The sequence below is a fragment of the Polaromonas sp. 39-63-25 genome, from assembly GCF_002278925.1.
Lineage (GTDB): Bacteria > Pseudomonadota > Gammaproteobacteria > Burkholderiales > Burkholderiaceae_C > Polaromonas.
The window spans coordinates 24,909-42,815 of sequence record NZ_NCJH01000003.1; the positions used below are offsets into that span (position 1 = coordinate 24,909).

Below are 17,907 nucleotides of genomic sequence, written 5' to 3' on the forward strand. Positions count from 1 at the left end.
GCTGCTGATGCCGGCGGCGGTTTTGCCCGCGCCGGCCGGGCCGGGCTACTTCGCGCTGCCGCCCTTGTTCACCAGTGACAGCGCGATGCCGATGGCAATCCCGATGCCTATGCCCATGGTGAGGTTTTCGATGATGGCGCCGATGATGACGCCGATCATCACGCCGGCGCCGATGTTGAGCGACTGTTTCTTTTCCTGTTGGGTCATGGCTGAAGCTGCACGGCGGGCTGCTGCTGCGCCGCGCTGAAGCATGGTTGAGGGAAAGAACACCTTAGCGCGGGCGGTGGCCGGGGGCAAACGATGAAACGCGTTTTTACATCCGCCGCCGGCGCAGAGCACCACCGGGTCGCGCCACCGGGTCGTCCTACAAGGACGCCGGACCATCGCTGACAGTTCCTTGGGCCGCAGGCTCCTAATGTGACCAAAGACCCATCGCGGCCCCTGCGCCGAAACGCTTTGCCCCCACCCAAGGAGACCCCCATGACTGACCAGAACTACCAGCGCTGTATCGATGCCTGCTACAGCTGCGCTGCCGCCTGCAATACCTGCGCGGCGTCCTGCCTGCGCGAGCCGGATGTGAAGGCGATGGCGCGCTGCATCGCCCTCGACATGGACTGCGCGGCGATCTGCGAAACCGCCGCTGCGCTGATGGCGCGCGACAGCGAGCACGCCCGGGCCGTGTGCGCGCTGTGCGCAGAGATCTGCGAGGCCTGCGCCGCGGAATGCGTGCAACACGACATGGACCACTGCCAGGCCTGTGCGCGGGCGTGCAAACACTGCGCCGAGGCCTGCCGCGAAATGGCGGCGCAGGCCTGAGGGTCGTCATCACCGTGCCGCCACTGGAGAACCCATGAAACGGATGGTTCTGACAAGCGCCATGACCTTGCTTGGCTTCACGCTGGGGGCATGTGGTGACAACAGGACCAAGTCCAGTGTCCAGGCGCCGGGACAGCCCGAAACCATCAAGACCCAGGTCCTGGAAGCGGGGGCCATCGCCCTGCAGAACAAGCCGCCGGTCGAGGCACTCAATGCCTACCTGGACGGCTTTCACTTCTACAACGGCCGCCCGGACATGCAGATCGAGGCGCACCACTACTGTTCGCTGCTCAACGAGGACGTGACCCAGTGCGTGATCTACGACGGCAACCAGAAGGACGCCAAGATCATGGGTGTGGAATACATCGTCAGCGCCGGGCTTTTTGCCGGGCTGCCGCCCGAAGAAAAGGCGCTGTGGCACAGCCATGTGCACGAGGTGAAGTCCGGCCAGCTGCTGGCGCCCGGCATTCCGGAGATCGCCGAGAAGGAGTTGATGAAAAAGCTGGTGGGCACCTACGGCAAGACCTGGCACACCTGGCACACCGACGCGCAGAAAACCCTGCCGCTGGGTGTGCCGCAACTGATGATGGGTTTCACCGCAGACGGGCAGGCCGACCCCGCCATGGTCGCCGCGCGCGACAAGCGCTTCGGCATCGACAGCGCAGCCCGCAAAAAGAGCCGCGAGGACATCGCGTCACCGACCATGGACCCGGGGGCCGACGCCTGGCAGCAGGGCAAGGTGGTTCAGATTCCCGACCCCACCGGCAGCCAGCACGCCCACGAGAACGCCACCCGGGGGCCAGGAAACCAGCGCGCCGCAGGTCAATGCGCGCTCCAACCAGCCCAAAGCCACGCTGCCATGACCCCGGGCCGTGGCCCCGCGACGGTGATGGTTAAAACAGGCTGCAGCCTTTATGCAGCGTGCGCCAGCAGCTATGAATACAGGAGCGTCGGTCGGCCGGCTTCCGAGGGCCCCGAGCGCCGTTTTTATTTCGCGCTGCCGGTGGTGGCGCCTGACGCAGCGCCGGCCGGCTAGCTCAGGCGTGGGTGGCCGGCGCCGCCGGCTGTGGCAGCACGGTGAAGGCCAATGCCCCCAGCGTCAGCAGCGCGGCAATGCTGGCCAGCACGGCGGTGAAAGGCTCCACGCCCTGAGCCGACGCCACCGAGGCCACAACGCCGGTGAACCACTGCATGGTGGCCACGCCCAGAAACATCGCCATGGTGAAGACCGACAGGGCGCGGCCCGTCATGGCCGCCGGGTAGGCGGCGCGCACGTCGGAATATTGAAGAATCATGTAACCCGACAGCAGGCCGATGACGATGGGCGCCGCCACGTCGATGAGCGGGCTGTGTATGAAGGCAAACGTGGCAAACAGGCCGGCCACCAGCAAGGTGAAGCCGGTGATCCAGCGGCGCCGCGTGGCGGGCCCGGGGTCGAAGCGGCCGAACAGCGGCGGGCCGGCCAGCGACACCAGTGACATCACCAGCGCCACGTTGCCGCTTTGCACCAGCGAAAAACCATGACGCTCGATCAGCATGGGGCCCAGCCACAGGCCGCGCAGCGAGACAAAAGAGGCATACCCCACGCTGGCCAGCAGCAAGATGCCCCAGGTGTGCGGCAGCGTGAACAGCGCGCCAAAGCCGGCCAGGGCCTGGCCCACGGACTCCTTCTTTTTCAGCGCATCCATCGGGTGCGGCGGCTCATGCACCAGCGCCCAGATCAGCCCCCAGGCGAGCACGCCCCACGCGCCCAGCACCCAGAAACCCATGCGCCACGAACTGGCCTCGATCAGCCAGGCCAGCGGCGTGCCGGTCAGCAGCAGGCCGATGCCGCCCAGGCTCATGGCCAGGCCCGAGATGGCGGCAAAGCGGTGCGCCGGCATGTGCCGCGCGATGAACACCGTGCACACCAGAAAGGCCGGCGCGCAGCCGATGCCGATCAACACCTGGCCGGCCATCAGCATGCCGAAGCTGGTGGACAGCGCCGACACGGCCGCGCCGGCAATCGCCACCGGAAACGCGGTGAGCACGGTGCGCCGCACGCCGTGCAGGTCAATGCCTATGCCCATGAACAGCTGCATGGCGCCAAAGGCAAAGTGAAAGGCGCCGGCAAACAGGCCCAGCGCCTGGGCGCTCAGGCCAAAGTCGGCCTGCAGCGGTGTGGCCATGATGGCGGCCACGGTGCGGCAGGCCTGGCTTAGCGCAAACGCGGTGATCAGCGCAAACAGCATGACCCAGATGGCGCGCGTGGGATCGGCGCGGGGGTCGGGAAGGGCGGGCGACGCGTGGGCGGCGTGGGGTGGCGGTGCGGCGGCGGTCATGCCGGTGAGGTTACACGACCTGCGACGTCATGGCAGGCCTTCACCCGCAGGGGGCGGGGCGCTCAGTGCAGCGTGCCGTTGGATTCCACCTGCGGTACCACGCGGGCCAGGTTGTTGGCGTGCGCCTTGCAAAACGCCACCAGTTCTTCCAGGTCGGCGGATTTGTCGAACACCCGGTCGGCGCCCAGCTGCAGGCAACGGTCCGTGATGTTCCGATGGCAATAACTGGTGAGCACCACCACCTTCTGGTTCGGCTTGCGCGCCTGGCAGTCGCGCAACACGCCAAAGCCGGAACCTTCCGAGAGGAAAAGGTCAACAATGGCCAGCTGCCAGTCGTCATTGAAGGTGCGCAGCCATTGGCGGGCCGCAGCCTCGCTGGCGGCATGGCCGACAAATTTGAGCGGCGCCACTTCTTCCATGGCCAAGACCACGGTGTCGCGTATCTCGGGCTTGTCTTCGACAAGGAAAGTGCTGAGCAGCATGGCTCCCCTTTTGATGAAGGGGTAACCGTACGTCACTGCGGCGGCCGCACCTGTGGGCCCGGGACGCCTTGGCCTGTAGGCGCTGTCCCACAGGTCGCGCAGGGCCTGCGTCTGGAGCAAAACAGGGCTCCGGCCCAATACTGACGGGCGCTCAAAGCTATGAAAAAAGTAGCAATCCTGGAGGCGGGCTATCCAATCAGTTTGGGCAGCCAGGTCGCAATTGCCGGCATCCAGAACACCGCCGCGAGCAGGATCAGGCTCATGAGTACATAAGGGACGACGGCGATGAAAATGTGACTCATGGTGACCGACGGCGGCGCCACGCCGCGCATGGTCATCAGGAGCAGGCCGTGCGGCGGCAGCAGCAGGCCCAGCTGCATGCAGATCAGGAACATCACGCCGAACCAGATCGGGTCGATGCCGAGCGCCTGCACGATGGGCATGAAGATGGGCAGCGTGATCATCATCATGCTGACCTGGTCGACAAAGATGCCGAGGAAAATCAGCATCAGCATCATGCCGACCACAATCATGTTGGTGGACAGGCCCTGGCCGGTGATGAACTGCACCAGGCCGCTGCTGGCGCCCGAGAACGACAGGATCTGCGCAAAGGTCGTGGCGCCCAGGATGATGAACAGAATCATGCCCGAGATGCCGGCCGTGCCCTTGAGCGCCTTGATCACCGCATCCCAGGTCAGCGCGCGGTAACACAGGGCCAGCAGCATGGTGGCAAAAGCGCCCAGCGCCGCGCATTCGGTCGGGGTGGCCCAGCCGGCGGCCAGCGCGCCCACCACCACGCCGAAGATCGACAGCGTGGGCAGCACATAGCCAAAAAACAGGCTCCAGCGGGCCCAGCCGCGGTGTTGCACCACGTCGTCCCTGTCGGCCGGCGCGAGCTTGGGGCTGATGCTGACGCGGATGATGATCCACAGCACAAAGGCCACCGACAGAATCACACCCGGAATCACGCCGCCTATGAGCAGCTTGGAAATCGAGATGCCCGACAGGGAGCCGAGCAACACGGTCAGCGCCGAGGGCGGAATCAGCATGTCGACCGCGCCGATGGCCATGATGGGGCCGGTGGCAATCGTCGGGTGGTAGCCGCGCGCCAGCATGATGGGCAGCATCAGCGAGCCCAGCATGGCGGTGGTGGCAATCGTCGAGCCCGAGATCGCCGAGAACACCGTGCCTGCGACCACGGCCACCACGGCAAGACGGCCGGGCACACGTTTGATCAGGCGCTCCACGCCTTCGATGACCTTGAGTGCCAGGCCGGTGTGGAACAGGATCTCGCCCATCAGCACAAACAGCGGAATCGGCGTCAGTGAAAAAGCCGTGACCGAGGTCACGCTGCTGCGCGCCAGCTGCATGAGTCCGGGCTCGCCGCCCATGTAGAGCCAGGCGCCAATGATGTTGATGGTGATGAAGGTCAGCGCCACCGGCATGCCGATGAACAGCAGCACCGTGGAGCCGCCCAGCATCAGCCAGGCGGCCAGGCCCCAGCCGCTCATGCTGCGCTCACCGCGTCGTGGCGCGGACCGCGCGGGCCGCGTTGCAGCCGGATCATGCGAAAAATCATTTCAATTCCAAGAAGAACAAAAACCAGCGGCAGCGGCGCCAGCGCCCACCACTCGGGGGTGACCAGGGTCTTGATGTTGACGGCGCCCGAGATGTAGCTCGACCACGCGGCCTGCGTGCCGTACCAGGCAATCACCACGCAGCAGGCGAGACCGATCAGGTCGCCGACCCATTCAAGGGTCCAGGCCAGCCGCGGCGGCAGCGCCTGCAGCAGGATGTCCACCCGGATGTGCTGGCCCTGGCGCAGCAGCCAGGGCGCCACACACATGGTGATCAGGTAGAGCATGAGCTCGGAGATTTCATTGCTCCAGGCCAGGCCTTGCGGCAGGCCGGGAATGGGCAGGTTGCGCAGCGCCACATCGGCCACGATGATCAGCATCATGGCCATCAGGATGGCGCAGCCGAGCATGGCCAGCGCGCTGAGCGCCCTGCCGTAGTGGGACGACAGGCGGTCAATCATGAATCAAGCCACCGCAGCGAAGGCACAGGCGGGTGAGGCGGCCATGCGCCGGCTGCGGCTGGCACCTCATTTGGAAAACAGCGCCTTGAAGCGGGCGGCAATCTCCGGGCTCTGCTTGGTCGCACCGGCCCAGCCGATGTCGTAAGCCTTGTCGCGGAAGGCCTTGGCCGTGGCGGCATCAAACGTGATGGTCTGGATGCCGGCGGCCTGCTGGCGTGCGGTTTCCGAGGTGGTGTACTTGGCCCAGAAGGTGTTTTCGGCTTCGAGCACGAGCAGCTGCTTTTGCAGGTAGTTGCGCTGCGTGTCGGTGAGCTTTTTGTACGCCGGCAGGTTCATGATCAGCGAGACTTCGGCGTCGTAGAAACCGGGGTCGATGCGGAATTTGGTTTTTTCGTGCCAGTTCAAGTCAAAAATGCCGCCGATGGGCCAGCCGTAACCATCAACCACGCCGCGCTCGAGCGCGGTGTAGACCTCGCCCGGTGGCGTGGTGATGACGTTGGCGTTGAGTGACTGGAAGAAGTCGCGGTACACCGGGGTGATGCGGATCTTCTGGCCGGTCAGGTCGGGCTTGTCGACCTTCTTGTTGGTGTAGATGTGAAAGGGCTGATTCTCGACCATGCGGGCCAGGTACTGCATGTTGCCCTTCTCGTTCCAGACCTTGTTGATCGCGTCGAAGGCGCCGTTCTTGCGCTGCTCGGCCACGTGGATCTGCGTGAGCTTGAGGAAGTCGGCCTCGGGCATGACGTTGGTGTAGAACGCGCCGGTGTTCATGGCCATGTCAACCACGCCGGTTTTCACCGCGTTGCCGGCTTCAAAGGTCGGGATGGCTTTCGGGCCACCGAGGAAGTTGATCTGCAGCACGCCCTTGCCTTCGGCGTTGACCTTGGCGATCCAGGGTTGCAGGCGCTGCACGTAAATGCCGTTTTCGGCAAACGCACTTACGAGGCGCAGCGTGACTTCCTGCGCGGCGACGCCGCCCGAAAAGCTGGCGGCGACCAGCACGGCCGAAACCGTTTTGACGGTGTTTAAAAAGCTGACTTTCATGGGGTCTGTCTCCTGTTGGATTTGCTATTGATGATCCGCTCTGCACAAACACCCGTCAATGCGGGCGACTACCACTCTCACGTTGATGACCTACACCGTGGCCAGCATCTGGTCCAGCGCCTTGCCGCTGTCGTCGGCCAGCGCGGCCTGGCTCAGTGCCTGCAATTTCCGGGCCCCATCGGGTCCGGCCTGCAGTTGCGGCAGTTTGCTCATGACGCGTTCGAAACTGCGCCAGCCGCGCACATGGGTGTCGCCATAACCTTTGACCAGCCGCTGCGAGCGCGCCACTTCGAGCGCCAGCGCCGGCTGCGTGCTCGCCAGGCTTGTGATGGTGGCCAGCCAGCCGTCGATGCGCTGCTGCTCCACCTGGAAGCGCAGCGAGCGCGGACGTAGCGGACGCAGCGCGGCAATCGTGTACAGCAGCAGGTAGCCGCGTATCGAGCTGGTCTGCACGATGCGGCCCTTGCGCGTGAAAGGCTCGACGCAGGCGCGCGCCCAGGGCGTGGCCAGCAGCCAGCGCCCGAGGCCGGCCGGCAGCGTGTCGGCAATTTCCTCGACGCGCGGATGCAAAAACTCGTTGATGCCCAGGTGCTGCGTATTGCTCAGCTTGACTTCGCCACCGACGCGCGCAAAACGCGAGCGCCGGGTTTTCAGGTCGGCCACACGCACGGTGTCTTCGTAGGACATCCACAGCGCCAGGTGGCGCGCGGTTTCGTCGAGCAGCTCGGCGGCCAGCGCAGGGTCGGCCGGCAGGCGGGCCAGCAGCGGCTGCAGGCGGTCCAGGTAGGTTGCGGCGTAGGGCACGTCCTGGTAGTCGGCCGCACGCATAACGCCGGCGGCCAGCGTGGCGTGGCTGCTGGCCGGAAAGTTTTGTTCAATACGCTGCGCCAGCGCCGCGAGCCGCGCGCCGACCGGCGGCATGGGCGCAGCGGCTGGCAGGGCCGCCGCCGCTGGTGGCGCCAGCGTTTGCTGCGCCACGGCAAAACCCGCGGCAAAGGCCTTGAGGCTGGAGGTGACGCCGACGCCGCCGCGCGTGATGGTGGCTTCGAACTGTTCGCGGGTAAAGGGCAGGTGGCCGGTGGCGGCCAGCGCGCCATACAGCGTGGGGCTGATCAGGCTGCCGGTGTCTTCGGCCAGCTGGGCAAAGTCGGCGCTGATGAAATGCCGGGCCGCGGCACGCCCGCCTTCAAGCAGCCTGTCCGAGCTGACGCGGCCGTCACCCATGGCGGTGCGTTCGGTCATGGAATACACGCGGTGCGTCGAGGCCACAAAGGTGGTGCGGTTGGCCGTGACCAGGCCGCGCTGCAGTGCGCGGCCGGCCTCCATCAGTTCCGAGGCAATCACGATGTCGACCTCGCCGGGCACCGGGCTCAGCGCCATGACCGGCATGCGGCCGGCGGGAACGGCGGCTTCGGGGAACATCTCGAGGTAATACACGGTGGCGCCGGTGCGCTGTGCTACGCCGGGCACCGAGGTGGTCTGCGCGAAGTAACCGTTCTGTTCGGCCAGATCCACCAGCCAGTCGGCCAGCACACCGCCGCCTTCGCCGCCCATCGCGAGGATGGCGATCGTGATGGCTCGCTCACTGTTCATTGGTGTACTCATGCCGCAATCCCTTCGAGCCGGCGCTCAATGCGGTTTTGCAGCCAGCCGATCACCGCCGTGCGCAGCTTCAGCTTGAAGCCGTCCCACGCGGTCGGGTTGTTGATGATCTCGGCGCGATAGAAAGACGGGCACAACACCGCGGCGTGTGCCACTTCGCCGCACAAGCCGCAGCCCACGCAGCTGTCGATCACCGTGGCGATCGGGTCGCGCCGCAGCGGGTCCGGGTTGGGCTTGATGGTCAGCGAGGGGCAGCCCGAGAGCCGGATGCACGAGTGGTCGCCGGTGCAGGTGTCGGGGTCGATGCCGAAACGTTCGCGCACCACACGTTCGCCGCCGGCAATCATCTTGCGGATCTGCGGCTTGACGCGGCGCTGGCGGTTCAGCATGCATTCGCTTTGCGCAATGATGACCTTGGGGCCTTTTTCTTTCGTGGTGAGTGCTTCGCGCAGGGTGTCGCGCATCTGCGCCAGGCTGTAGGTGTTGGTCACCGTCTTGGCCCATTTCACGCCGACGCCGCGCACGGCTTTCTCGATCGGGTTGTTGGTGCTGCGCAGCGGGTTGACGGCCTTGGACGACAGCACGTCCTGCCCGCCGGTGGCGGCCGAGTAGCCGTTGTCCACCACCAGCAGCACGTTGTCGGTCTGGTTGAACACCGCGTTGCCGACACCGCTGGTCAGGCCGTTGTGCCAGAAGCCGCCGTCGCCCATCATGGCGATCGTGCGTTTGGAGGTTTCAGTGGTGTTGAAGGCCGAGGCGCCGGCCCAGCCCAGGCCGTAACCCATGGTGGTGGCGCCGATGTTGAAGGGCGGCAGGATGGAAAACAGGTGGCAGCCGATGTCGCAGCTCACATGGTGCTGGCCGAGCTCGCGCTCGATCAGCTTCATCGCGGTGAAGATGGGGCGCTCGGGGCAGCCGGTGCAAAACGAGGGCGGGCGGGCCTGCACCTCGGCGGAGGCCGCCTGGATCGCAAAGGCCTTGGGGTTGCCGCTAAGGACCGCCAGGCCGGTGGCCGCGGGGCGCGCCGCCAGCGGCAGCTCCCGGCCCTCCAGCAGCTCGGGTGCGTAGATGTTTATGAAGCGGGCCAGGCCCTTGAGCACCACGCCGCCGGTGTATTCGCCGGCCATGGGCAACACGTCCTTGCCGTGCACGCGGGTCTGGATGTCGGCCCGGCGCAGGATGGTGTTGACGTTTTGCTCGATGAAGTCGGGCTGGCCTTCCTCGACCAGCAAGATGCCGCGCTTGCCGGCGCAAAAACGCTTGAACTCGTCGTCGATCAGCGGGTAGGTCAGGTTCAACACATACAGCGGCACCTGCGACTGCCCGAACGCATCGGCCAGTCCCAGCAGCTCGAGCGAGCGCAGCACGCTGTTGTACAGGCCGCCCTGCATGACGATGCCGAAGTCTTTGGCGCCCTCGGCAAAAAATTCGTTGAGCTGGTGCTGCTGGATGAACTTCACCGCGGCCGGCCAGCGTTCGGTGATTTTTTCCTGTTCCTGCGCATAGCTCGCCGGCGGCAGCACGATGCGGCTGGCGTCGCGCTGCGGGTTTTCCATCGCGTCCTTGAGCGTGAAGGCCGATCGCTTGTTGTCCTTGGTGGGAAAACGCCCATGCACATGGCAGGCGCGTATGCGCAGCTCCAGCATCACCGGTGTGCGGCTGGCTTCAGAGAGTTCAAACCCCATTTCCACGGCCTGCACAATGCTTTCCAGGTTGGGGCGCGGGTCCATCAGCCAGACCTGCGACTTCATGGCAAAGGCGTGCGAGCGCTCCTGCATGATGCTCGAGCCCTCGCCGTAGTCCTCGCCGACGATCAGCAGCGCGCCGCCGGTCACGCCGCCCGAGGCCAGGTTGGCCAGCGCGTCGGAGGCCACGTTGGTGCCGACGGTGGACTTGAAGGTCACGGCGCCCCGCAGCGGGTAATTGACGGACGCCGCCAGCGTGGCGGTGGCGGTGGCTTCGGAGGCGCTGTGCTCGAAACGCACGCCGAGCTCCTGCAGGATGTCGTTGGCGTCGGTCAGCACATCCATCAGGTGCGAAATCGGCGCGCCCTGGTAGCCGGCGACATACGACACGCCCGATTGCAGCAGGGCCTTGGTGACGGCCAGGATGCCTTCTCCGCGAAACTCTTCCCCCGCGCCCAGGCGCAGTTTTTCCACCTCGGCGGAAAACGAACGTTCAGCCATGCGCCGCCCCGCTGGCCGCAACGGCGTCCAGGGTCTGAAAAATAGGTGCTTGCTGCATCAATGGCCTTCTGTTTGCAGCGCAATTTACGCAGCTTGAAGGCATCATGCAAATGGATTGTATGAATGGAGCACATCTGTTTGATCAATAATTCGGGACAACCCTGAGAACCCTTCACAGACTCTTTCGCGAAAGGCGCGGCGATGAATTTCCGTCAACTCGACCTCAACCTGCTGCGCGTGCTGGCGGCCATTCACCGCACCGGCTCAGTGACGCTGGCCGGCAAGACTCTGGCGCTGTCGCAGCCGGCCACCAGCAATGCGCTGGCCCGGCTGCGCGACTTTTTCGAAGACGAGCTGTTTGTGCGCGCGCCGTCCGGCCTGAAGCCGACGCGCCTGTGCGAGCAACTGGCGCCCGCGGTGCTGGCGCAGCTACTGGCGCTGGAGACGCTGGTCACCGGCCACGAGGAGTTCGACCCGGCCAGCAGCGACATGCACTGGCGGCTGTCGCTGTCCGACCTCGGGGAAATGCTGTTCCTGCCGGAACTGGCGGGCGCGATGCGTAGCCAGGCGCCGGGGGCGCGCCTGTCCAATATCTCGGTGGCTTCCAGCGACGTGGCGGCGGCGCTGGAGGCGCGCGAGATCGACCTGGCCATCGGCATCCTGCAGCCGCGTCACCGCGGCATACGCACCGAGCTGCTGTTTCGCGAGCGTTATGTGGCCATCGCCGCGCCGCAGTGGCGGCCCGCCTCCGGCCGTAGCGGCCGCACCCTGACCGCGCAGCAACTGGCCGAGGCCTCGTTTGTGGTGGCCGCGCCGACGGCGACCTTTCACGGCAGCGTCGAGCAGATGCTGGCGCGCATGAAGCTGGAAGACCGCATCGTGCTGCGGGCCCGGCATTTCGGCGCGTTGCCCGAGCTCGCGCTGACCTCGGACCTGCTGTCCATCGTGCCGGAAATGTATGCGCGCAACCTGCGCCAGCGTTACGACTGCCGGGTCTGGGGCATTCCCGGCGTGCCGGCCTACGAGGTTCGCCTGGTCTGGCACAGCAGCACCGACAGGGACCCGGCGCACCAGTGGATGCGCGCGCTGGTGCACAAGCTGTTCAAGCGGCCGGTACGTGCCGAGTCCCGCTGAGTTGGCGGATTTTTAAGACAAATCGGCCGTCAGCCCATATACATCGGGCGCAAGCAGCTATTGAATATGTAGCGAGCCGGGCTCGCAGCGATTCAAGGGCAGGGCCGCAGCGCCTTGCCTTCGAACTGTGGCTTGAGGGCGTCGAGCTGTTCGCGCAGGGCGGCGTCCACCGCGGCAAGCTTGAGGATCTGCCCGCGAGCCTCGGCGCGCTCCTGGACCACGCGGGCGGTACGCACGCCCTTGGTGGCAATACGCGCGAGCTCTTTGTCGGCGTCGGCCTGCTGGGTGAAGCTGGCCAGGGCCAGCCCGGGGGCCAGCGTCTCGTTGTTGACCGAACGGAAGGCCACGCCGAGCTGGCGCAACTCGCTGCGTTTTTTGGCCAGAGCGTCTTCGGTGGTGTATTTGCCCATGTAGACAATCCAGCGCGCCGGCTCGGTGCTGCTTTCGAATTGCCAGCTGCCGGCGGGCAGCGCTTTTTCCAGGCTGGCCCGCAGCGCCGTGGTCTGCTGCTCGTTGAACAGGCCGGCCTGCAGGCATTCGGGGGCCGCGGCTTCCGCCGCGACGCTGGCGCCATTGCCCGGCCGGGCGGCGCTGCCGCTGTTTTCAATCTGTTGGGCTTCGTCGGCCGTCAGCAGGCGGATGGCTTCGGGCCGGATCTGCGTGGCCATGCGCTGGGGCTCGGTCTGCACGCCGGGCGCCATGCCCAGCGGGGCCAGCGCGCCTTGGGACCAGGCGAAGTAGGCGACGTTGGCCAGCGCCAGCAGCAACACCAGCAGCCTCAGCATGGGCGCGCGCTGCCTGCGGTGGGGGGCGTCACGGGACGGACGCTGACTTCGGAGCTGGTGATTTCTTTCATGCCAGCCGCAGTATGCACCAGCAGCGCGCCGTTTTCGCCGACGCCGTGGGCCACGCCCTGGGTGCCGTCGGACAGCTGCACGGCGCGCCCGGCGAGCGCGTCACGCGCCGCAAACCGGGCCTGAAACGGCGCAAAACCAAACAGGCCGAAGGCCTGCACCGCCTGCACCAGCGGCGCCGCCACGCGCAGCAGCGTTTGCGCCACGTCGATGCCGGGCAGCAGCGTCTGCAGGGCGCCGGGCGCCAGCGCGGCCGGCTGGCCGGCGTCCCCAGGGGCCAGCGGCTGCGCCATCGGTCGGACGTTGATGCCGACGCCGATGACCACATAACGCTGCTCGCCCCAGCTGGCGGTTTCGACCAGGATGCCGGCCAGCTTGGATTCGCCGCCGGCATCGCTCAGCCACAGGTCGTTGGGCCACTTGAGACGGATGGCGGGTGCGGCGCGGTGGCCGGGTTCCAGGCTCTCGGCGATGCTGATGCCGACCACCAGCGACAGGCCCGACCAGTCGGCCGGCTGCAGCGGCAGGCCCAGGGAAAAGGTCAGGCTGTCGCCGACGCTGCTTTGCCAGCTGCGGCCCATGCGGCCGCGGCCGGCGGTTTGCTGCTCGGCCACCAGCAGCACGGGCCCGCAAGCGTCCGGCCCGGCTGACCGGAAACGCCGCATCAGCTCGGTGTTGGTCGAATCGATCTGCGGCAGCACCTCGACCGTGAAGCCGGGCAGCACGGGCGCCACGGCCTCCCAGATGGCCTCGGCGGGCCAGCGGATGGGGGCGGTGAGTGGCGTGTTCATGGGGATGGTTGTGGGCTTCAGTGCGGGAGGGCGTGTCATCCCGGACTCGATCCGGGATCCATGACCGCGAACTGTTTGGGTCGCTCAAGCCGGGGCAATGGATGGCTGGTCAGGCCCGCCATGACGGCTCAGGGCTTTTTGCCTTTGGCGGGTTTGACCGGTTTGGCGGCTTTACCGGTCTTTCCGGCCTTCTTCAGGACTTTCTTGAGTTCCTTGTTGAGCTCTTTCCTGAGCTGCTTGCCCTTCACCGGCTTGTCGGCCGCGGCTGCCTTTTCAGACTTTTTCTTCTTCTCCTTCTTGCCCGGCTTGTCGTCCTTGGGCGCGAGCAGTGTGCCGCGGCAGTCGGGGGAACCGCACCAGCACGGGTACTCGGCCAGCAGCTTCTTGGTATAGGGCGCGTCGATGATCAGGCCGTAGTCGTAAAACAGCTCGTCGCCGGCCTTGATATTGCGCAGCGCCTTGATGAAGACACGGCCGTCCTGCTCGTCGGCCTCGCAGTTGGGCTTGCAGCTGTGGTTGATCCAGCGCGAGGAGTTGCCGCCGTACTTGGCGTCAATGACATGTTTTTCATCGATGTGAAAGTAGAAGGTGTGGTTCGGGTCCTTCGGGTCGTGCGGGTGGCGGCGCAGGGCTTCTTTCCAGGTGATCACTTCGCCCACGTATTCGATCAGCGTCTCGCCTTCGGCGAGGTCCTGCACGGCAAACACCCCCTTGCCGTGGACGTTGGACACGCGCGTTTGAATACGGCGGCCGGCGTCGGGCGCGGGCTTGACGGACGGGCTGGAAAGGGGGGCAGAGACCTGAGTTTTTGACACGACGTATTTTTTTGGTATGGTTAATTCATGCATGTGCGCGCACATGCGGGTGCGCGCGTGCGTACGCGCGAAGCCGCTATTGTAGTGAAGCACGCAAGGAGCAAGCCATGTTGAACCGCCGCAAGGCACTCGAATCCGTCGCCGCGCTGGCCGCCGCGGGTCTGGGGCTGCCCGCGTGGGCAAGGGGCTCGGACAGCCCCTTGCCCCAGGTCGGCAGCACCCTGGCCTTGCCGGCCTTGAGCCTGCTGGATGGACGCTCCTGGACGCCCGGGCAAGTGCAGGGAAAGGTGCTTGTGGTGTACTGGTGGGCCAGCTGGTGCCCTTTTTGTGCGGTGCAGTCGCCCCATATGGAGGCTTTATGGCGTGCGCAGAAGGCGCGGGGCCTGGAGGTTCTGGCGCTGTCGATTGATAAGGAGGCCGCTGCGGCGGTCAACTATATGAAGGTCAGGGGCTACAGTTTTCCCGCCGGGATGCTGAGCCCTGAAGTGGCCAAAGTGCTGCCCAAACCGGACGGTCTGCCGGTGGTGGTGGCTGTGAAAGTCAGTGGCAAGCGTGGAAAAGTCCTGTTTGCCGAAGCCGGGGAAATGCTCCCTGAAGATGTAGAAGGTTTGAAGAAGTACTTATGAAAACGCTGGTGATTGCAGAAAAACCCTCGGTTGCACAGGACATCGTGCGGGCGATGACGCCGACCGCGGGCAAGTTTGAAAAGCACGATGAGTACTTTGAGAGCGACGACTGGCTGGTCACCTCGGCCGTCGGCCACCTGGTGGAAATCCAGGCGCCGGAGGAGTTCGACGTCAAGCGCGGCAAATGGAGTTTTGCCAACCTGCCGGTGATCCCGCCCTACTTCGACCTCAAGCCGATGGACAAGACCAAGACGCGGCTCAATGCCATCGTCAAGCTGACCAAACGCAAGGACGTGGGCGCCCTCGTCAACGCCTGCGACGCGGGCCGCGAGGGTGAGCTGATCTTCCGCCTGATCCAGCAGTACGCCAAGAGCGCGCACCCGGTCAAGCGCCTGTGGCTGCAGTCCATGACGCCGGCCGCGATCCGCGAAGGTTTTGACAGCCTGCGCACCGATGCGCAGATGTTGCCGCTGGCCGATGCGGCGCGTTGCCGCTCGGAGGCCGACTGGATGGTCGGCATCAACGGCACGCGCGCCATGACGGCCTTCAATTCGCGCGATGGCGGCTTCTTTCTGACGACCGTGGGGCGCGTGCAGACGCCGACCTTGTCGGTGGTGGTCGAGCGCGAGGAAAAAATCCGCAAGTTCGTGTCCAGGGACTACTGGGAAATCCACGCGAGTTTCCTGGCCGAGGCCGGCGAGTACCCGGCCAAGTGGTTTGACCCGAAGTGGAAAAAAGCGGCCGCCAATGCCGACAACACCGAGCCCGATGCCGAGTTGAAAGCCGACCGCGTCTGGTCCGAACGCGAAGCACTCGCGATTGCCGAAGCGGTGCGCGGCAAGGCCGCCACGGTGACCGAAGAAAGCAAGCCGACCACGCAGGCCGCGGGGCTGCTGTTTGACCTGACCTCGCTGCAGCGCGAGGCCAACGGCAAGTTCGGCTTTTCGGCCAAGACCACGCTGTCGATTGCGCAAAGCCTGTATGAACGCCACAAGGCGCTGACCTACCCGCGTACCGATTCGCGTGCACTGCCGGAGGACTATGTGCCGGTGGTCAAGCAGACCTTTGAAATGCTGGCCGCCAGTTCCATGAAACACCTGGCCCCCCATGCGGCGACGGCGCTCAAGGGCAACTACATCAAGCCCAGCAAGCGCATTTTCGACAACAGCAAGGTGAGCGATCACTTTGCCATCATCCCAACGCTGCAGGCGCCCAGCGGCCTGAGTGACGCCGAGCAAAAGCTGTACGACCTGGTGGTGCGCCGCTTCATGGCGGTGTTTTTCCCGAGCGCCGAATACCTGGTGACCACGCGGATTTCCCAGGCCGTCGGCCACAGCTTCAAGACCGAGGGCAAGGTGCTCGTCAAGCCGGGCTGGCTGGCGATTTACGGCAAGGAAGCCGCCGATGAAGTGGCGGATGCCAAGGAAGGCGACAAGGGCCAGAGCCTGGTGCCGGTGAAACCCGGCGAGATGGTGCGTGCCGAGGTGGTCGAAGCCAAGGGACTCAAGACCCGTCCACCCGCCCGCTATTCGGAAGCGACCCTGCTGGGTGCGATGGAAGGCGCCGGCAAGACGATCGACGACGACGAGCTGCGTGAAGCCATGCAGGAAAAAGGGCTGGGCACACCGGCCACGCGCGCGGCCACCATCGAGGGCCTGATCAACGAGAAATACATGCTGCGCGAAGGCCGCGAACTGATTCCGACGGCCAAGGCCTTTCAGCTCATGACCTTGCTGCGCGGCCTGGGCGTGGAAGAGCTCTCTCGCGCCGACCTGACCGGCGAGTGGGAATACAAACTCGCGCAGATGGAACACGGCAAGCTCAGCCGCGAGACCTTCATGGCCGAAATTGCCGCCATGACCAAAAACCTGGTCGACAAGGCCAAGGGTTACGACAAGGACACGATTCCCGGCGACTACGCCACGCTGAGCGCGCCCTGCCCCAACTGCGGCGGCGTGATCAAGGAAAACTACCGGCGCTACACCTGCACCGGCAAGAACGGCGCGGAAGGCTGCGGCTTTTCGTTCGGCAAGACACCGGCCGGCCGCACCTTCGAGGTGGCCGAGGTCGAACAGTTCCTGCGCGACAAGCGGATCGGCCCGCTGGACGGCTTCCGCTCCAAGGCCGGCTGGCCTTTCACCGCCGAGATGGTCATCAAGTTCGACGAAGAGACCAAGAACTACAAGCTCGAGTTCGACTTCGGCGACGACAAGGCCGGCGAAACCGGCGAGATCGTCGACTTCAGCGCCCAGCAGTCACTGGGGGCCTGCCCCAAGTGCGGTGCGGGCGTGTTCGAACACGGCAAGAATTACGTCTGCGAAAAGTCGGTGCCGACCAACGCGCAACCGACACCGAGCTGCGACTTCAAGACCGGCCAGATGATATTGCAGCAGCCGGTGGAGCGCGAGCAGATGGTCAAGCTGCTCACGACCGGCAAGACCGATTTGCTCGACAAGTTTGTCTCCATGCGCACGCGCCGCCCCTTCAAGGCCATGCTGGCCTGGGACGCCGAAGCCGGCAAGGTCAACTTCGAGTTTGCGCCATCCAAGTTTCCGCCGCGCAAGACCGCCGGCCCGCCGCGGACCGGCACGGTGAAAACGCCGTTCGGGAAAACAGTGGCCGCGAAGACTGCCGGACCCGCCGCCAAAAAGGCGGCGGCCAAAAAAGTCGCGGCCAAAAAAGCCCCCGCTGCCAAAACCGCCAAGCCGAAAGTGCCGCGCGTTGCCAAGCCAGGCAGTGGCCTCAAACCCAGCGACGCACTGGCCGCGGTGATTGGTTCCGAACCGGTGGCGCGCACCCAGGTCATCAAGAAACTCTGGGACTACATCAAGGCCGAAGGCCTGCAGGACGCGGCCAACAAACGCGCCATCAACGCCGATGCCAAGCTGCTGGCTGTGTTCGGCAAGCCGCAGGTGACGATGTTTGAGCTGGCGGGGATTGTCGGGAAGCATTTGACAGCCGAGTAAATTCCACGGCTTTGCACGGCTCCCTTCGCCGGCATCACGCTGCGACCGCGGTCTGCCTTGGACAGTAGGGGCAACTCCCCACCCCTAGCCCCTGCCCTCGCCCCGCTGGGCGATGGAGGGGGACTTCATTTGGCTGCGTGTGTTGCGTCCGCGTGCAAACATCACAGCCACGTTCTCCGACCTGACGCGCTGCGCGCGTCAGGTCTCTCCGAATTCGGAGTTTGGTATTTCT

General features: G+C 65.4%; 16 protein-coding genes. 5 read left to right on the plus strand and 11 right to left on the minus strand.

Annotated features, from left to right (window positions below):
• Nucleotides 1-45: 45 nt before the first annotated feature.
• Nucleotides 46-207, minus strand: a complete 162-nt coding sequence (locus B7X65_RS04490) for a hypothetical protein (protein WP_293593091.1) — start codon at nucleotides 205-207, stop codon at nucleotides 46-48.
• A 273-nt stretch (nucleotides 208-480) separates the two neighbouring features.
• Here B7X65_RS04490 and B7X65_RS04495 point away from each other — a divergent pair, with 273 nt between their 5' ends.
• Nucleotides 481-816, plus strand: a complete 336-nt coding sequence (locus tag B7X65_RS04495) for a four-helix bundle copper-binding protein (RefSeq protein ID WP_293593093.1) — start codon at nucleotides 481-483, stop codon at nucleotides 814-816.
• A 34-nt stretch (nucleotides 817-850) separates the two neighbouring features.
• Entirely contained in the window at nucleotides 851-1,852 is a 1,002-nt protein-coding gene (locus B7X65_RS04500) for an OBAP family protein (protein WP_293593095.1), read from the plus strand.
• A gap of 1 nt (nucleotide 1,853) precedes the next feature.
• Here B7X65_RS04500 and B7X65_RS04505 read toward each other — a convergent pair whose 3' ends face one another.
• The 7 genes from B7X65_RS04505 to B7X65_RS04535 form a co-directional block, all read right to left on the minus strand.
• The gene (locus tag B7X65_RS04505) at nucleotides 1,854-3,047 is read right to left on the minus strand and encodes a nitrate/nitrite transporter (RefSeq protein ID WP_293593238.1); all 1,194 of its coding nucleotides are present in this window, start codon (nucleotides 3,045-3,047) and stop codon (nucleotides 1,854-1,856) included.
• Nucleotides 3,048-3,199: 152 nt separating this feature from the next.
• Nucleotides 3,200-3,619 (minus strand): response regulator, encoded by a 420-nt coding sequence (locus B7X65_RS04510; protein WP_293593097.1) that lies wholly within the window; start codon nucleotides 3,617-3,619, stop codon nucleotides 3,200-3,202.
• A gap of 188 nt (nucleotides 3,620-3,807) precedes the next feature.
• The gene (locus tag B7X65_RS04515) at nucleotides 3,808-5,130 is read right to left on the minus strand and encodes a TRAP transporter large permease subunit (protein ID WP_293593099.1); all 1,323 of its coding nucleotides are present in this window, start codon (nucleotides 5,128-5,130) and stop codon (nucleotides 3,808-3,810) included.
• On the minus strand, nucleotides 5,127-5,657 hold the full coding sequence (locus tag B7X65_RS04520) for a TRAP transporter small permease (RefSeq protein WP_293593101.1): 531 nt from the start codon (nucleotides 5,655-5,657) through the stop codon (nucleotides 5,127-5,129). Before B7X65_RS04520 ends, B7X65_RS04515 begins: the two co-directional genes overlap by 4 nt.
• 66 nt (nucleotides 5,658-5,723) lie before the next feature.
• On the minus strand, nucleotides 5,724-6,701 hold the full coding sequence (gene dctP / locus B7X65_RS04525; protein ID WP_293593103.1) for a TRAP transporter substrate-binding protein DctP: 978 nt from the start codon (nucleotides 6,699-6,701) through the stop codon (nucleotides 5,724-5,726).
• A gap of 90 nt (nucleotides 6,702-6,791) precedes the next feature.
• Nucleotides 6,792-8,306 (minus strand): indolepyruvate oxidoreductase subunit beta family protein, encoded by a 1,515-nt coding sequence (locus B7X65_RS04530; protein ID WP_293593105.1) that lies wholly within the window; start codon nucleotides 8,304-8,306, stop codon nucleotides 6,792-6,794.
• On the minus strand, nucleotides 8,303-10,489 hold the full coding sequence (locus B7X65_RS04535) for an indolepyruvate ferredoxin oxidoreductase subunit alpha (RefSeq protein WP_293593108.1): 2,187 nt from the start codon (nucleotides 10,487-10,489) through the stop codon (nucleotides 8,303-8,305). Before B7X65_RS04535 ends, B7X65_RS04530 begins: the two co-directional genes overlap by 4 nt.
• A gap of 201 nt (nucleotides 10,490-10,690) precedes the next feature.
• On the opposite strand from B7X65_RS04535, the gene B7X65_RS04540 reads away from it, so the two are divergent.
• On the plus strand, nucleotides 10,691-11,623 hold the full coding sequence (locus B7X65_RS04540) for a LysR family transcriptional regulator (RefSeq protein ID WP_293593109.1): 933 nt from the start codon (nucleotides 10,691-10,693) through the stop codon (nucleotides 11,621-11,623).
• 92 nt (nucleotides 11,624-11,715) lie between these two features.
• Here B7X65_RS04540 and B7X65_RS04545 read toward each other — a convergent pair whose 3' ends face one another.
• The 3 genes from B7X65_RS04545 to B7X65_RS04555 all read right to left on the minus strand — a co-directional run bounded on the left by B7X65_RS04545 (nucleotide 11,716) and on the right by B7X65_RS04555 (nucleotide 14,116).
• The gene (locus B7X65_RS04545; protein WP_293593110.1) at nucleotides 11,716-12,408 is read right to left on the minus strand and encodes an SPOR domain-containing protein; all 693 of its coding nucleotides are present in this window, start codon (nucleotides 12,406-12,408) and stop codon (nucleotides 11,716-11,718) included.
• The gene (locus tag B7X65_RS04550) at nucleotides 12,402-13,268 is read right to left on the minus strand and encodes a biotin--[acetyl-CoA-carboxylase] ligase (RefSeq protein ID WP_293593111.1); all 867 of its coding nucleotides are present in this window, start codon (nucleotides 13,266-13,268) and stop codon (nucleotides 12,402-12,404) included. The genes B7X65_RS04545 and B7X65_RS04550 overlap by 7 nt, the downstream gene beginning before the upstream one ends.
• A 128-nt stretch (nucleotides 13,269-13,396) precedes the next feature.
• On the minus strand, nucleotides 13,397-14,116 hold the full coding sequence (locus B7X65_RS04555; protein ID WP_293593112.1) for an SET domain-containing protein-lysine N-methyltransferase: 720 nt from the start codon (nucleotides 14,114-14,116) through the stop codon (nucleotides 13,397-13,399).
• A 74-nt stretch (nucleotides 14,117-14,190) separates the two neighbouring features.
• On the opposite strand from B7X65_RS04555, the gene B7X65_RS04560 reads away from it, so the two are divergent.
• Both B7X65_RS04560 and B7X65_RS04565 read left to right on the plus strand, forming a co-directional pair.
• Nucleotides 14,191-14,709: a TlpA disulfide reductase family protein gene (locus B7X65_RS04560; RefSeq protein WP_293593113.1), complete on the plus strand. Its 519-nt coding sequence runs from the start codon at nucleotides 14,191-14,193 to the stop codon at nucleotides 14,707-14,709.
• Nucleotides 14,706-17,675, plus strand: coding sequence for a DNA topoisomerase III (locus B7X65_RS04565; protein WP_293593114.1), 2,970 nt, complete (start codon nucleotides 14,706-14,708; stop codon nucleotides 17,673-17,675). The genes B7X65_RS04560 and B7X65_RS04565 overlap by 4 nt, the downstream gene beginning before the upstream one ends.
• Nucleotides 17,676-17,907: the final 232 nt, after the last annotated feature.

What these genes read in the sequence shown, in the direction of transcription:
- B7X65_RS04490 (WP_293593091.1), bottom strand. Translation starts at nt 207, where the DNA reads ATGACCCAACAGGAAAAGAAACAGTCGCTCAACATCGGCGCCGGCGTG.
- B7X65_RS04495 (WP_293593093.1), top strand. Translation starts at nt 481, where the DNA reads ATGACTGACCAGAACTACCAGCGCTGTATCGATGCCTGCTACAGCTGC.
- B7X65_RS04500 (WP_293593095.1), top strand. Translation starts at nt 851, where the DNA reads ATGAAACGGATGGTTCTGACAAGCGCCATGACCTTGCTTGGCTTCACG.
- B7X65_RS04505 (WP_293593238.1), bottom strand. Translation starts at nt 3,047, where the DNA reads ATGCTGTTTGCGCTGATCACCGCGTTTGCGCTAAGCCAGGCCTGCCGC.
- B7X65_RS04510 (WP_293593097.1), bottom strand. Translation starts at nt 3,619, where the DNA reads ATGCTGCTCAGCACTTTCCTTGTCGAAGACAAGCCCGAGATACGCGAC.
- B7X65_RS04515 (WP_293593099.1), bottom strand. Translation starts at nt 5,130, where the DNA reads ATGAGCGGCTGGGGCCTGGCCGCCTGGCTGATGCTGGGCGGCTCCACG.
- B7X65_RS04520 (WP_293593101.1), bottom strand. Translation starts at nt 5,657, where the DNA reads ATGATTGACCGCCTGTCGTCCCACTACGGCAGGGCGCTCAGCGCGCTG.
- dctP (WP_293593103.1), bottom strand. Translation starts at nt 6,701, where the DNA reads ATGAAAGTCAGCTTTTTAAACACCGTCAAAACGGTTTCGGCCGTGCTG.
- B7X65_RS04530 (WP_293593105.1), bottom strand. Translation starts at nt 8,306, where the DNA reads ATGAGTACACCAATGAACAGTGAGCGAGCCATCACGATCGCCATCCTC.
- B7X65_RS04535 (WP_293593108.1), bottom strand. Translation starts at nt 10,489, where the DNA reads ATGGCTGAACGTTCGTTTTCCGCCGAGGTGGAAAAACTGCGCCTGGGC.
- B7X65_RS04540 (WP_293593109.1), top strand. Translation starts at nt 10,691, where the DNA reads ATGAATTTCCGTCAACTCGACCTCAACCTGCTGCGCGTGCTGGCGGCC.
- B7X65_RS04545 (WP_293593110.1), bottom strand. Translation starts at nt 12,408, where the DNA reads ATGCTGAGGCTGCTGGTGTTGCTGCTGGCGCTGGCCAACGTCGCCTAC.
- B7X65_RS04550 (WP_293593111.1), bottom strand. Translation starts at nt 13,268, where the DNA reads ATGAACACGCCACTCACCGCCCCCATCCGCTGGCCCGCCGAGGCCATC.
- B7X65_RS04555 (WP_293593112.1), bottom strand. Translation starts at nt 14,116, where the DNA reads ATGCATGAATTAACCATACCAAAAAAATACGTCGTGTCAAAAACTCAG.
- B7X65_RS04560 (WP_293593113.1), top strand. Translation starts at nt 14,191, where the DNA reads ATGTTGAACCGCCGCAAGGCACTCGAATCCGTCGCCGCGCTGGCCGCC.
- B7X65_RS04565 (WP_293593114.1), top strand. Translation starts at nt 14,706, where the DNA reads ATGAAAACGCTGGTGATTGCAGAAAAACCCTCGGTTGCACAGGACATC.